This is a genomic window from Lentzea sp. NPDC003310 (genome assembly GCF_040610935.1).
Classification (GTDB): domain Bacteria; phylum Actinomycetota; class Actinomycetes; order Mycobacteriales; family Pseudonocardiaceae; genus Lentzea.
Map to the genome: position 1 here is coordinate 129,977 of NZ_JBEXNC010000017.1, position 12,298 is coordinate 142,274.

General features: G+C 69.3%; 15 protein-coding genes. 8 read left to right on the forward strand and 7 right to left on the reverse strand.

The features are described 5' to 3' along the window. Positions 1-77: 77 nt before the first annotated feature. From ABZX02_RS32075 to ABZX02_RS32095, 5 genes are all read left to right on the forward strand, one after another. Positions 78-911, forward strand: a complete 834-nt coding sequence (locus tag ABZX02_RS32075) for a class I SAM-dependent methyltransferase (protein WP_355303764.1) — start codon at positions 78-80, stop codon at positions 909-911. 11 nt (positions 912-922) lie between these two features. Then, a complete protein-coding gene (locus tag ABZX02_RS32080) occupies positions 923-1,843 on the forward strand; it encodes a GNAT family N-acetyltransferase (protein WP_355303766.1) in 921 nt (306 codons plus the stop codon). Between the two features lie 79 nt (positions 1,844-1,922). Continuing rightward, positions 1,923-2,552, forward strand: coding sequence for an ABC transporter ATP-binding protein (locus ABZX02_RS32085; protein WP_355303768.1), 630 nt, complete (start codon positions 1,923-1,925; stop codon positions 2,550-2,552). Continuing rightward, entirely contained in the window at positions 2,549-4,423 is a 1,875-nt protein-coding gene (locus ABZX02_RS32090) for a YhgE/Pip domain-containing protein (RefSeq protein ID WP_355303770.1), read from the forward strand. The genes ABZX02_RS32085 and ABZX02_RS32090 overlap by 4 nt, the downstream gene beginning before the upstream one ends. Continuing rightward, a complete protein-coding gene (locus ABZX02_RS32095) occupies positions 4,420-4,995 on the forward strand; it encodes a TetR/AcrR family transcriptional regulator (protein ID WP_191302665.1) in 576 nt (191 codons plus the stop codon). Before ABZX02_RS32090 ends, ABZX02_RS32095 begins: the two co-directional genes overlap by 4 nt. Here ABZX02_RS32095 and ABZX02_RS32100 read toward each other — a convergent pair. Next, on the reverse strand, positions 4,958-5,569 hold the full coding sequence (locus ABZX02_RS32100; protein ID WP_355303772.1) for a DUF4328 domain-containing protein: 612 nt from the start codon (positions 5,567-5,569) through the stop codon (positions 4,958-4,960). The genes ABZX02_RS32095 and ABZX02_RS32100 overlap by 38 nt on opposite strands. Positions 5,570-5,690: 121 nt before the next feature. Between ABZX02_RS32100 and ABZX02_RS32105 the strand changes: the two genes are divergently transcribed. Then, entirely contained in the window at positions 5,691-6,143 is a 453-nt protein-coding gene (locus ABZX02_RS32105; RefSeq protein ID WP_355303773.1) for a hypothetical protein, read from the forward strand. Between the two features lie 4 nt (positions 6,144-6,147). Here ABZX02_RS32105 and ABZX02_RS32110 read toward each other — a convergent pair whose 3' ends face one another. The 6 genes from ABZX02_RS32110 to ABZX02_RS32135 all read right to left on the reverse strand — a co-directional run bounded on the left by ABZX02_RS32110 (position 6,148) and on the right by ABZX02_RS32135 (position 10,735). Then, positions 6,148-6,645 carry a hypothetical protein gene (locus ABZX02_RS32110; RefSeq protein ID WP_355303775.1) on the reverse strand — a complete coding sequence of 166 codons (498 nt, stop codon included), beginning with the start codon at positions 6,643-6,645 and terminating at the stop codon, positions 6,148-6,150. Between the two features lie 11 nt (positions 6,646-6,656). Beyond that, positions 6,657-7,229: an AAA family ATPase gene (locus ABZX02_RS32115; protein WP_355303777.1), complete on the reverse strand. Its 573-nt coding sequence runs from the start codon at positions 7,227-7,229 to the stop codon at positions 6,657-6,659. A 90-nt stretch (positions 7,230-7,319) separates the two neighbouring features. Then, positions 7,320-7,523, reverse strand: a complete 204-nt coding sequence (locus ABZX02_RS32120) for a cold-shock protein (RefSeq protein ID WP_355303779.1) — start codon at positions 7,521-7,523, stop codon at positions 7,320-7,322. Positions 7,524-7,692: 169 nt separating this feature from the next. Next, complete coding sequence (locus ABZX02_RS32125; protein WP_355303781.1) at positions 7,693-8,208, reverse strand: hypothetical protein; 516 nt, start codon at positions 8,206-8,208, stop codon at positions 7,693-7,695. 37 nt (positions 8,209-8,245) lie between these two features. Next, entirely contained in the window at positions 8,246-9,292 is a 1,047-nt protein-coding gene (locus ABZX02_RS32130) for a Gfo/Idh/MocA family oxidoreductase (protein WP_355303783.1), read from the reverse strand. 177 nt (positions 9,293-9,469) lie between these two features. Beyond that, positions 9,470-10,735, reverse strand: a complete 1,266-nt coding sequence (locus ABZX02_RS32135) for a Gfo/Idh/MocA family oxidoreductase (protein WP_355303784.1) — start codon at positions 10,733-10,735, stop codon at positions 9,470-9,472. A 61-nt stretch (positions 10,736-10,796) separates the two neighbouring features. Here ABZX02_RS32135 and ABZX02_RS32140 point away from each other — a divergent pair, with 61 nt between their 5' ends. Then, complete coding sequence (locus tag ABZX02_RS32140) at positions 10,797-11,702, forward strand: nucleoside hydrolase (RefSeq protein WP_355303786.1); 906 nt, start codon at positions 10,797-10,799, stop codon at positions 11,700-11,702. A gap of 54 nt (positions 11,703-11,756) precedes the next feature. Continuing rightward, positions 11,757-12,245, forward strand: coding sequence for a hypothetical protein (locus ABZX02_RS32145; protein ID WP_355303787.1), 489 nt, complete (start codon positions 11,757-11,759; stop codon positions 12,243-12,245). Positions 12,246-12,298: the final 53 nt, after the last annotated feature.

Sequence of the window (12,298 nt, forward strand, 5' to 3'; positions counted from 1 at the left end):
ACTAACCCACTACGCACGCGATATCGTACGCGGCCGCGAGACGCGCAAGCAAACCAGCCCCCATGTGAAGGAGCAGTGTGTCCGACCAGCACGCGAGCGCGGAACAAGCGCTCGGCACCGCCGGGATCGTCAAGCGCGGCGCGGACGCCGCGGAGTCGCGGGTGGCGAACCGGATCTGGTGGGACGCGGACGCCGACGACTACCACGAGACGCACGGCGCGTTCCTCGGCGCGGCGGACTTCGTCTGGTGTCCGGAGGGCCTGTGCGAGGAGGAGGCGGGTTTCCTCGGTGAAGTCGCTGGTCAGCGCGTCCTGGAGGTCGGCTGCGGCAGTGCCCCGTGCGCGCGCTGGCTCAAGGACCGCAAGGCCGACGTCACCGCGTTCGACATCTCCGCCGGCATGCTCCGCCACGCCCGCGCGCACAACGCCGAGACCGGCATCGACGTGCCGCTCGTGCAGGCCAGCGCCGACCAGCTGCCGTTCCGGGACGACTCCTTCGACGCCGCGTGCAGCGCGTTCGGCGCCGTGCCGTTCGTCGCGGACGTCCAGGAGGTCTTCGGCGAGCTCGCCCGCGTGCTCCGGCCCGGCGCGCCCTGGGTGTTCGCGGTGAATCACCCGATGAGGTGGATCTTCCCGGACGACCCCGGCCCGCTCGGCCTCACGGTCACGCAGTCGTACTTCGACCGCACCCCCTACGTCGAGGTCGACGAGGAGGGCCGGGCGACCTACGTCGAGCACCACCGCACGCTCGGCGACTACGTCAGGGCGCTGACGAACACCGGCTTCGTGCTCGAGGAGCTGGTGGAGCCGGAGTGGCCGAAGGGGCACACCCGCAACTGGGGCCAGTGGAGCCCGCTGCGCGGCAAGCTCTTCCCCGGCACCGCGATCTTCCGGACGCGCCTCACGTCGTAACCTCAACGGCCATGACCTCGGCACGCGGACTGGTGGCGGCCCAGTCAGCGCGTTTCGCGTCACTGGACCCGTTGCTCCCGCCCGCCACCGAGCCGCCCGCGGACGGCCACGTCCTCACGGCGGCCCTGGCGGACGGCTCGCGGGTGGCCGGGGTCGTCAGCCACCAGACCTTCGAGCCGCACACGACCACGCGGCTGTGGTCGGCCGCCGAGGTGTGGGAGATGCTCCCGCTCGTCGGCGGCTCGCAGGGCATGGACGCGTTGCTGACGCGCTTCCGCCATCACCTCGACACGCAGGAGATGCACGAGGACACGGCGTGCGTCGTGCACTGGCCGAGCCGGGACACGAAAGCCGCACGGGCGTTTCTCGACCACGGACTCGTGCCGCTGTCGGTACTCGCAGTGCGCCTGCGCACGCCAACTCCCCCTGTGTCGCGCACGCTCACTATGCGCCGTGCGACCCCTCACGACCTGGAGACCGTGCTGGAGCTTTCGCTCGCCGAGCTCGAGTACTCCTCCTACGTCGGCTCCACGATCGTGCGCCCGAACGCGGCTGTGGTGAAGCGCCGCGCTCTCACGGAGCGTCTCCGCAACGCCAGCCCGATCTGGCTCGCCGAACGCGACGGCATCGCGGTGGGGCTCGCCGAGTGCGCGATCGTCTCCTCCGAACCCGGCACGATGGCCGCCACCCGGCTCCCGCGCGGCCGTTGGGGTTACGTGAACTGCGTCTCGGTGCTGCCGGGCGCCCGCGGCTCCGGTGTCGGCCGGCAGCTCCTCGCCCACGTCCACCAGGAGCTCCACCGGGCGGGCACGGTCGGCACGTACCTCTACTACAACCCGCCGAACCCGCTGAGCAGCGTCTTCTGGCCCCGGCAGGGCTACCGGCCGCTGTGGACCGTCTGGGAAGTACGCCCCGCGTCCGCCCTTAGGTGACCTATGTCCGAGTTGCCAGCGGCCGACGACTGCGGGAGAATTTGTACTGACCGGTCAGTTTAAAAGGAAGGTAAAGGCCGTGGAGATCAAGGCGAGTCGCGCAGGCGTCAACGGGGGCCATGGTCCCCTGCTCCGGCCGACTTCGCTGACCGTGGAGCCCGGCGAGCTCACCCTGGTCGCGGGTGACCCCGGCACCGGTCACACGGCCCTCGCCCTCCTGCTCTCGGGCCGCATGAAGCCCTCGACGGGCTCCGTGTCCCCGGACGCGAAGACGCTGCGCAAGCACGTCGTCCTGGTCGACGCCCCCGAGGTGAACGAGCCGGAGGAGGCACTGACGCTCAGCGCCGTCGTCGGTGAGGAGCTCGCGATGAACCGCATGCCCTCCGGCAAGAAGGCGGTGCACGACTGGTTGGTGGAGCACGCCGCCGATGAGCACGCGGACAAGCGCTTCGAGCACGTGCCGGCGCAGACGCGGTGCGCGGTGATGCTCGAGCTGGCCGCCGCCCGCCCCGGCGTCACGGCGCTCGTCCTCGACTGCCCGGACCGCTACCACCCGAACCCGCGCGAGTGGCTCGCACTGGCCCACGACTTCGTGACCCCCGAACGGTCCGTCGTCGTCCTGTGCTCGAACTCCTCCGCACAGATCCTCGACATCCCGCACGCGCGCCTTGGTGAGGACAACGACACCAAGATGGAGATCACCGCATGAGCGCCCTTCGCATGGCCTTCAACGAGCTGCGCCGGATCACCTCCGGCAAGCTCCCCAAGCTCGCCGTCCTGGCTCTGGCTCTCGTGCCTCTGCTGTACGCGTCGCTGTACCTCTACGCCAACAAGGACCCGTACGCGAACCTGAACAACGTGCCCGCCGCGCTCGTCGTGAAGGACAAGGGCGCGCAGGACCTCAACGCGGGCAAGGACGTCGCCGACGAGCTGCTCAACGGCAAGAAGTTCAACTGGCAGGTGGTCGACGACGCCGACGAGGGCGTGCGCAAGGGCAAGTACATCTTCGCCCTCACGCTGCCGGAGGACTTCTCCGAGGCCCTCACGTCCGCGGAGCAGAACAAGCCGCGCCAGGGCGTGCTGACGCTGACCACCAACGACGCCAACAACTACCTCGGCTCCACGATCGCGAACCAGGTCGTGAGCGAGGTCCGCAGGGCCATCACGGCGAAGGTCTCCACCGAGGCCGCCGACAAGTTCCTGCTGGGCTTCTCCACCATCCGCCAGGAGACGACCAAGGCCGCCGACGGCGCCAAGCAGCTCGCGGACGGCAACGCCCAGCTGCGCGACAAGATCACCGAGCTGGACGCCGGCGTCCAGAAGCTCGACACCGGCGCGACCCAGCTGAGCACCGGTCTGCACGACCTGAGGACGCAGACGGCGGTGTTGCCGGAGGGCGCGAAGAAGATCGCCGACGGCGCACGCCAGGTCGCGACCGGCAACGAGACCGCCGCCACCGAGGCCGAGGTGTACGCGAAGAGGGCCCAGGACCTCATCGGCGTGCTCGACCAGGCCAACGGCGACCTCGCCAACCGTTTGCGCACCCTCGGGTTCACCGAGGAGCAGGTGCAGAAGGTGATGACCTCGATCAGCCAGGTCCGCAAGCCCGTCGACGACGCGAACACCAAGGTCCAGGGCGCGGCGGGCGACCTGCGCAAGCTCGCGACCGGCGCGGACCAGGTGGCCGACGGCGCCGAGCAGCTGTCGGCGAAGATGCCGCCGCTGGTCGCCGGCATCGCCAAGCTCGACGACGGCGCCGCTGCCCTGCGCGACGGCCTGCGGCAGGCGGCCACCGGAACGCCGCAGCTCAAGGACGGTGCCACCAAGCTCGCCACGGGTGCGAGCGACCTGAGCACCGGCCTGTCCGGCGGCATCGACAAGATCCCGAACGCCGACGACCCGACCCGTGCCGCGATCGCCCAGGCCATCGGTGACCCGGTGGCGGTGCGCGGCCTGTCCCAGACCAAGGCCGCCACGTACGGCGCGGGTCTGGCCCCGTTCTTCCTGGGCCTGGCGACGTGGATCGGCGCGTTCGTGCTCTTCCTTCTTCTGCGTCCGCTCTCACGCCGTGCGCTCGCCGCGGGGCAGTCGGCGCTCAGGGTCGCGTTGGGCGGCTGGTTGCCGGGCGCGTTGCTCGGCATCGTGCAGGTGCTCGTGATGTTCACCGTCGTACGGTTCGTGGTCGACATCGAGCCGTCGAACCCCCTAGGCACGTTCGGCTTCCTCGCGCTGATGTCGCTCACGTTCGTCGCGATCCTGCACGCGCTGAACGCCGCGTTCGGCGCCGTCGGCAAGTTCCTCGGCCTGATCCTGCTGATCCTCCAGCTGGTCAGCGCGGGCGGCACGTTCCCGTGGCAGACCATCCCGGTGCCGCTGTACCCGCTGCACTACGGCCTGCCGATGGGCTACGCGGTCGACGGTCTGCGCCACCTCATGTACGGCGGCGACCTCGGCAGCGTCGGAAAGGACGCGCTGATCCTTCTCGCCTGGCTGGTCGGAGCCCTAGCCTTGTCGTCCGTGGCGGCCTACAAGCAGCGCGTGTGGACGGTGTCCAAGCTGAAGCCGGAGCTCGTGCTGTGAGCGCGCGGACGACGGCGACCAAGCAGAAGCTCTTCGACGCGGCGTTGAAGCTGGTCGGCGAACGGGGCGCGGCCTCGGTCACGGTCGACGAGATCGCCGCGGAGGCGGGCGTCGCCAAGGGCACGATCTACTACAACTTCGCCTCGAAGGACGCCCTGGTCGAAGCGCTGCTGCACCACGGGGTGGAGATCCTCGCGGGCCGGCTGCGGTCCGCGGAGGGGTCCGAGGACTCGCTGGAGGCGCTGGTCGACGAGATGCTCGGCTTCTGGGCCGAGTACCCGGCGTTCGGTCAGCTGCTCGTGTCGGAGCTGTGGCGCACACCGGGCCAATGGCACGGCACTCTCTCGTTGCTGCGCGACGACATCGTGTCGATCGTGCGCGGTCAGATGAAACGCCTGTCCGACGCCGGCCGGCTCCCCGAGGGAGTCGAGGTCGGCACGGCGTCGGCGGCGTTGTTCGGCACGTTGCTCGTGATCGCCCTGGACTGGCAGGTGTTCCAGCCGGAGCGCTCACGGGCGGAGGTGCGCGAGTCGGTCATGCTGCTGGTGCGGGGGATGCGTTCCGCGCGTTGACCTGCAGGTCGTTGACCTGGCGGATCACCAGGGCGGCGAGCACGGCGGCCGCGACGGACAGCGCCGCGGAGATCGTCGTGTATACGGTGAGCTCGTACGAGCGCGACGCGGGCAGGATCACCGTCACGTTGGACAGCAGGAAGCAGATCCACCAGCCGGTGATCAGGCCGCTCTGGGGCCGCTCCGGCAGCGGGACCAGCCGGTTGGCCGGGTCCGAGGCGCGCCACACGTCCTGCACGACCGCGTGCGGGACGAAGAGGTTCATGATCGGCACGAACCAGCCGCCGACCAGCCACGCCCTCGAGTAGCGGTGCTGGTGCGGCGACGTGATCCGGTCAGCGTTGACGCGTGCCTGGTACAGCCACACGATGAACGTGGCCGCCGTGACGACGAACGCCACGAGGAGGCACCACGAGAGCATCAACGACACGGCGGCACCGAGCGGCGTGAACTGGTCGGCGTCGACGGTGAGCCAGGCGAGCGCGGCCACGAGCACGTCGAGCACAGCCGAGATCCCGACGAGCACGACCGCTGCCAGGCCGACCCCGTGCACCGGCCGGAAACCCTCGTTCATCACATACCCCCAGGTGAAAGCCCGTCCCCCGATGTTCGGCGCGGAGCGTACCTGCCCACCGCCCGATCGAGCGACGCGTTTGACCGAGCGGGGCCAAATGCCCGCAGGTACGAACGAAGACATGCCGAAACTGCTGAACATCGCCACCGCCCTGCTCGCGACGCTCGCCCTCACGGCCTCCCCCGCGCTGGCCGAGCCCGAACCGGCGAAGGCCACGGCCGACTTCCAGGAAGCGGTCTTCACACCGGTCGCCGGGGTCATGGACTTCGAGGAGACACCCGAGGGCATCAAGGTCACCGGCGAGTTCAAGAAGGGCTTCACCTCCGAGACGCCGGCGGACTACCAGGTCGCGGTCGTCGACGGCGCGGAGGTGCTGCTGGACCTCAGCAAGGACTTCCAGAAGATCGCCGAGATCGAGGCGGCGGAGGTCGCGGAGTTCACGTTCGTCGTGAAGACCAAGGCGAAGATCGCGGACATCCGCAACGAGGACGTGGTCGTCAAGCAGCTGATGGACGTGGCAGCGGGCATCAAGGTCCAGGCGGAGATCGGCCGGGCCAAGATCGAGAAGATCTGACGCGTCAGCGGGCGTCCTCGTGGTGCAGCGAGGGCGCCCGCCCCTCCAACGCCCGTTCGACGGCCTCCGACACCGCACGGCGCGTGCGCTCCATGGCGTCGTGTGCGAAGTGGGCGAGCAACACCTGCTGCGTCGGATGAGGAAGCACAGGGTCCGGCACCGGCGCACAAGTGTGCACCTCCACCACCGGCGCGCCCTCGGCCAGAAGATGCCGCACAGCGGTGAGCACGCTCACGCGGTAACTGGTGTGCACCCACGCGACCAGCAGGTTCACCGGGTGCCCGTCGAGCTCGTACTCGACCTCGGACGCCAGCGCGGCGGGGTCCGCCCAGTCGGCCTTGACCCACGTCGGCCGGTGCCCGCGCGAGAGGGACGCCCGCGCCGCACGCCCCGGGCCGTCGTCGGCCATCAGCGGCTGCGTGCGCGACGGCAGCACGACCCGCCACCCCCGTGCCACGAGGTGGTTCGCGCAGCCGGCCAGCATTCCCGTCCCACCGAGCACCAGTGCCGTTCTTACCGAGCACGCTCCTCCCCGACCGAGGCGAGCGGCCCCGCGAGCCACCGCTCGACCTGTGCCTGCCCGCGCAACCGCACGACCACGACGTCGTCGACCAGGGCGAGCACCCTGGCCCGGTTGCGCCGGTAGCTCTTCCAGCCCCATCGCAGGATGTGCTCGGAGTCGGTGAACGCCGACCACAGCGACGGTTCCCGGTTACCGTTCCACAACTCCACCCCCGCCGCGCGACGTCTGATCGTGCGACCGAAGAGCCGCCCCATCACGACCGGGAACCGGTGGTCGAGCCAGACCACCGTGTCCGCCCTGGCGATCAACGCGGGGCGCGCGACCTTGTACTGGTACTCGGTGACCCAGTGGTCCTCGCGCGCGAAGGCGGCGACCTCGGCGAGGAACTCCGGCCGAGGCGTCCACTGTGGACCCCAGTAGAGGCTGTCCAGCTCGATCCGGCGCAGGTCGTGCTGGTGGGCGATGCGGCGGCAGAGCGTCGACTTGCCGGATCCGGCGTTGCCTGCGACGAGGATGCGCCGGGGCACGTGCGGCAGCGGGTCGGCTGGTCCGAGCAACGGCATCAGGTCAGGCTAGCCACAACCCAATGATCACAACAGAAAAGCCGAGAGGCCCCCGGAGCGGACTCCGGGGGCCTCTCGGGTGGAACAACGTCAGAGAGCGGTGACGTTCGTCGCCTGCGGGCCCTTCTGGCCCTGCGTGATGTCGAACGAGACCTTCTGGTTCTCCTCCAGGCTGCGGTAGCCGGAGCCGTTGAGGGCCGAGTAGTGGACGAAGACGTCAGCGCCGCCGTCCTCGGGGGCGATGAAGCCGAAGCCCTTTTCGGCGTTGAACCACTTGACGGTGCCGTTAGCCATGTACTGCTTCTCCTTGCGTACTGAAGAACGCGCCGCACTGTGCGGCCGCTCCGTGGTTGGTCATGAGCCTGCCCCAACCGCGAAGAAGGAGAAGCGCTCGCAACTGAAGTTTGGCGAGCGTGAAAGACACGAACACAAAACTGCAACCAATGCCGAAGTATACCCCAGTTCAGCCGCGCTTGCGCTGAGGTACCGCGAACCGCTGCTGCATGGTCGAGATCCGGAAGACGACGAAGCAGGCGAGCCCGGCGGCGCCGATGGCGCACACAGTGGACAGAGTCGAGAACACCACGTAGGCCGGGGTGTCGAGCAGCAGCGACTCCAGCACGTCGCACGCCACCATCGCGAGGAACCCGTACTGCCAGGGCCTGATCAACGGGCTCGCGACGCGCTGGTCGAACGGCAGCTCGCGCTGCGCCGGGTCGCTCGCCTTCCACACCTGCGGCACCGTGCGCACGCCGTGCAGGGCGATGGCCTCGGCGTTGTGCGTGACGCCGCGGAACCACAGCACGAACGCCACGGCCGCGGGGATGATCATCATGATGGCGAGGAAGCTCCACGACGACGAGCCGCCCTGCCAGTCGTTGATCGTGCCCCAGATCGACTCCACCGCGACGAGCGCGATCAGGCCCATGCTGACGTAGCCGGTGACCCGGACGTCCTTCAGGTCGATGTAGGTGTCCAACGCAACTCTCCCCGAACGCGGCGAACTGCGCGGCAGACTACCGCCCGAATCCGCAGCCGAGTTCCTCGAAGGTCGCGATCTTCTCCGCGGCCCGCACGACGACCTCGTCGATGCCGTCGAGCACGACCCGGTCGCCGACGCGGCGGGCGGGCAGCAGCGGCACGTCGGCCTTGCCGCACTGCTCGGCGATCGAGGTGAACGCCCTCGCGGCGGCCAGCGGGGAGACGAGGGGCTCGCCGGTCTGCCGGTGGCGGATGAGGTTCTCCAGGAGGTTGATCGACGGCGCGACGGCCATGCGGTGGTCGTTGACCGTCAGTCTGTCGTCGTCGTACCACCACACGGCCTGACCCAGCGTCCCGTGCACCAGGACGACAGGTGGCAACGATGTCGTCGCACAGAGTGTGGTGGCGACCACGACCGGAGGAGCGTCATCGGCCGTGACACGCACACAGGCCGTGTCGTCCGCAGTGATCGCGTCACGGCACCGGTAGAGCTCCAACTCGACAGCGATGTCGGCTCGTTCCTCGACGTCGGCGAGCAGCAAGGCGTTCTGCAGCGCGTGCGCGAACGGGTTCACCAGCGTGCCGTCCTCGCCCTGCCGGCCGGCCCACTCGGAGCGGTCGTAGTAGGAGTCCGTGCGCACCCAACGCCCCGCAGCGCCGATACCGGTGATGTCTCCCAACGCGCCGGAGCCGATCAACGAGCAGAGGCGGCGGTACGAGCCCGTCCCCTGCGTCTGGAACCCGACCTGGCACACCAGCCCGCGGTCCGCCGCCGCCAGGGAGATCTCGTCGAAGTCGGCGATCGACAGCACCGCCGGCTTCTCGACCAGCACGTCGCAGCCCAGCTCGAACGCCGCCAGCACGATCTCGCGGTGCGTCCCCGGCGGCGTGGAGACCACGACGACCTCGGGGTGCAGCTCGGCGGCGAGCGACGGCAGGTCGGGGTAGGACGGCACCGGCGCGTCGACCTCCGCCACGTCGACGACGCCGACGAACGTGGCGAGCCCGTCGTGACCGAGCCGGACCAGGTTGTCCACGTGCCGCGCCCCGTGCCCACGAGCGCCGACCAGCGCAACACGCATCGCTCTCACCCTTCTCGGGCGGACTCCACCGCGCTCACCAGCATCAGCCGACGCGGCGCGAATATCAATGCGCCGCGCCAACCAAGACTCGTTTGCGACAGCATTCGGGCGCCGACGGTCAACGCGGCCACCCGAACGGGCAATGGCGCCGGACGGCCGGGGAGCGATAAGGAGTCCTCAGCGGAGGTCGAGGACGTCCACGACGCGGACCGGTTCGCCGGTCTCGAAGCTGCGGTTGGCGGCGAACCCGGTCAGCAGCGACAGCGCGCCGTCGTGGTGCGTCGCCTTGCGTCCCAACGGGTCCTCCTGCCCCGGCGGCCCGTACAGCGCGTCGACCATCCTCCGGTCGGCCCCGCCGTGCCCGTCCCGGTCGTAGGACAGCGGGATGTCCTCGCGCTGCTCGAACAGCCGGTGGACGGACAGCGTCGCCCAGCCCTGCTCGGGGTTCGCCTCGGCGCCGTGCACCGAGGGGTTCTGCCCGGACACCCCGGAGTTCTCCACGACCTCGAGTTCGAGGCGACCCTTGCTGCCGTTGACCATCAGGCGGTAGCCCTCCCACGGCGAGTAGGCCGTGAGGTGGTACGTCAGGTTCGCGCCGCTGGCGTAGCGCACGAGCACGGACATGTCGTCCTCAATGGACACGCCTGGTTCGAACGGGTTCTGGTCGCGCCGATAGCCATCTTCGTGCCGTGCGTCGACATAGAGCTTCTTCAGCCAGTCGTTCTGCTCCAGCTCGATGTCGAACCTGTCGTCGTGCGTGTAGCCGTGCCGTGCGCCGTTTTCGGCTCCGTAGAAGAACAACCGGCCGTGCGCGTACACGGTTTCCGGCACCGAGCCGACCCACCAGTTGAGCAGGTCGAAGTGATGGGTCGCCTTGTGCACCATGAGGCCGCCGGAGTTCGCCTTGTCGCGGTGCCAGCGGCGGAAGTAGTCGGCGCCATGACGGGTGTCGAGCAACCACTCGAAGTGCACGGACCCGATCTCCCCCACGGCGCCGTCGGCGAGCAGCGCGCGCACCTTCTCGTGGATCGGGTTGTAGCGGTAGTTGAACGTGACGGTGACGGTGCCGTCGTTGCGGTGCACCGCGTCCAGGATCTTGCGCGCCGACGGCACGTCCGTCGTCATCGGCTTCTCCGTCACGACGTCACGACCCGCGTCCAACGCCTCCACGATGTACGTGTCGTGGAAGCGGTCGACGGTGGTCACCACGACGACGTCGACCCGTTGTTCGTCGAGCATCTTCAGGAAGTCCGCGGCGTCGTACACCGGAACGGGCGCGATCCCCTGTTCGGCGAGCCGTTCGTTGTGGACGTTCATCCTCGTGCGGTTCACGTCGGCGAAGGCGACGAGTTCGCAGGTGTCCGCGTGCTCGACGGCGATGGCGTGGACGTGCCGCTCCGCCCGCGATCCCGTGCCGACCACCGCGTACCGCCTGCGCGCCATCTCCAGCCTCCCTGAAAACGTTTTCGCCCGCCTCACCCTACGCGAGCGGCAGGATGGGGACATGCCGACTCCTGTGGTGCTCGACTGCGACCCCGGCCACGACGACGCCATCGCGATCCTGCTCGCGGCGGGCTCCCCCGAGATCGACCTGCGGGCGATCACCACCGTCGCCGCGAACCAGACGCTCGACAAGGTCACCGAGAACGCGCGGCGGATCTGCTCGGCCGCCGGGATCTCGGTTCCGATCGCGCGCGGAGCCGCACAACCTCTTGTACGCCCGCTGCACGTGGCCGAGGACATCCACGGAGAGTCCGGAATGGACGGTCCCGCGTTCGGAGCGCTGACGGTCGACGCGGTCGAGGAGCACGCGATCGACGTCATGCACGCCCACATGCCGGCGACCCTGGTGGCGACCGGCGCGTTGACGAACGTGGCGTTGTACCTGCGGCGGTACGGACCCGCGGCGGTGCGCGAGATCGTCCTCATGGGCGGGTCGACCGAGCGCGGCAACACCACGCCGTACGCGGAGTTCAACATCTACGTCGACCCCGAGGCGGCGGCGATCGTGTTCGGCAGCGGCGTGCCGATCACGATGATCGGGTTGAACGTGACGCACCAGGCGTTGGTGACGCCGGAGATCGTTGCTCAGTTGAACGCGCTGGGGCCGCTCGGCCGGACGTGCGGTGACCTGATGACGTTCTTCGCGGCGACCTACCGCGAGGTGTTCGGGTTCGCGGCGCCCCCGCTGCACGACCCGGTGGCGGTGGCGCGGGTGATCGACCCGACGCTCGTGACCTGTGTGGACGCGTTCGTGGGGATCGAGACGGCGGGCACGTTCACCCGCGGCGCGACGGTCGTCGACCTGCACGGGCGGCTCGGTCGCGAGCCGAACGCGCGGGTGGCCGTCGGGCTCGACGTGGAGCGGTTCTTCGCGCTGGTCATCAAGGCCGTGGCCCAGCTCACGTAACGTGATTGACGGCGTGGCGATGATTAGCCCAGAAGGACTTCCTGGGGGGAAATCATGACCAGTCCTGTGTTCGATCCGCAGCAGTCTGCGGACACCGCCGTGCAGCCGCAGCCCGCCGGACCGGAGTTCGAGGTGTACACGCCTCCGGCGTTCGCGCCGGTCCAGCAGCCCGTCGCACCGGCACCGGCACCCGCACCGCCGAAGCCGAAGAAGACCGGCCTCGTCGTGCTGTCGCTGTTCGTCGTGCTGCTCTTCGGCGCGGGCGCTGCGTTCGGCGTCCTCTTCTTCCAGGAGAAGGGCCGTTCCGCCGAGTTGTCCACGCAGGTCGAGGGCAAGGACCGCGAGATCGCGGACCTGTCCAAGAAGGCCAGGGACAGCAAGGAGGACACCGACCGGGCGGTGGCCGCGCAGAAGAAGGCCGAGTCCGACGTGGCGAGCGCGCAGAAGTGCCGTGACGCGGCGAAGGAGATCAAGTCCGCGCTCGTCGCGAACGACGACGCCAAGGGCGAGGCGGCGATCAGGAGCCTGCTCGTCGAGTGCTGATCCGCATGCGAAAGGGGCGGTGACTCGCGTGAGTCACCGCCCCTTTCCGCGTT

Bases quoted from the DNA above. Each gene is read 5' to 3' on its own strand.
- ABZX02_RS32080 (WP_355303766.1), top strand. From the start codon at position 923: ATGACCTCGGCACGCGGACTGGTGGCGGCCCAGTCAGCGCGTTTCGCG.
- ABZX02_RS32090 (WP_355303770.1), top strand. From the start codon at position 2,549: ATGAGCGCCCTTCGCATGGCCTTCAACGAGCTGCGCCGGATCACCTCC.
- ABZX02_RS32100 (WP_355303772.1), bottom strand. From the start codon at position 5,569: ATGAACGAGGGTTTCCGGCCGGTGCACGGGGTCGGCCTGGCAGCGGTC.
- ABZX02_RS32105 (WP_355303773.1), top strand. From the start codon at position 5,691: ATGCCGAAACTGCTGAACATCGCCACCGCCCTGCTCGCGACGCTCGCC.
- ABZX02_RS32115 (WP_355303777.1), bottom strand. From the start codon at position 7,229: ATGCCGTTGCTCGGACCAGCCGACCCGCTGCCGCACGTGCCCCGGCGC.
- ABZX02_RS32120 (WP_355303779.1), bottom strand. From the start codon at position 7,523: ATGGCTAACGGCACCGTCAAGTGGTTCAACGCCGAAAAGGGCTTCGGC.
- ABZX02_RS32130 (WP_355303783.1), bottom strand. From the start codon at position 9,292: ATGCGTGTTGCGCTGGTCGGCGCTCGTGGGCACGGGGCGCGGCACGTG.
- ABZX02_RS32135 (WP_355303784.1), bottom strand. From the start codon at position 10,735: ATGGCGCGCAGGCGGTACGCGGTGGTCGGCACGGGATCGCGGGCGGAG.
- ABZX02_RS32140 (WP_355303786.1), top strand. From the start codon at position 10,797: ATGCCGACTCCTGTGGTGCTCGACTGCGACCCCGGCCACGACGACGCC.
- ABZX02_RS32145 (WP_355303787.1), top strand. From the start codon at position 11,757: ATGACCAGTCCTGTGTTCGATCCGCAGCAGTCTGCGGACACCGCCGTG.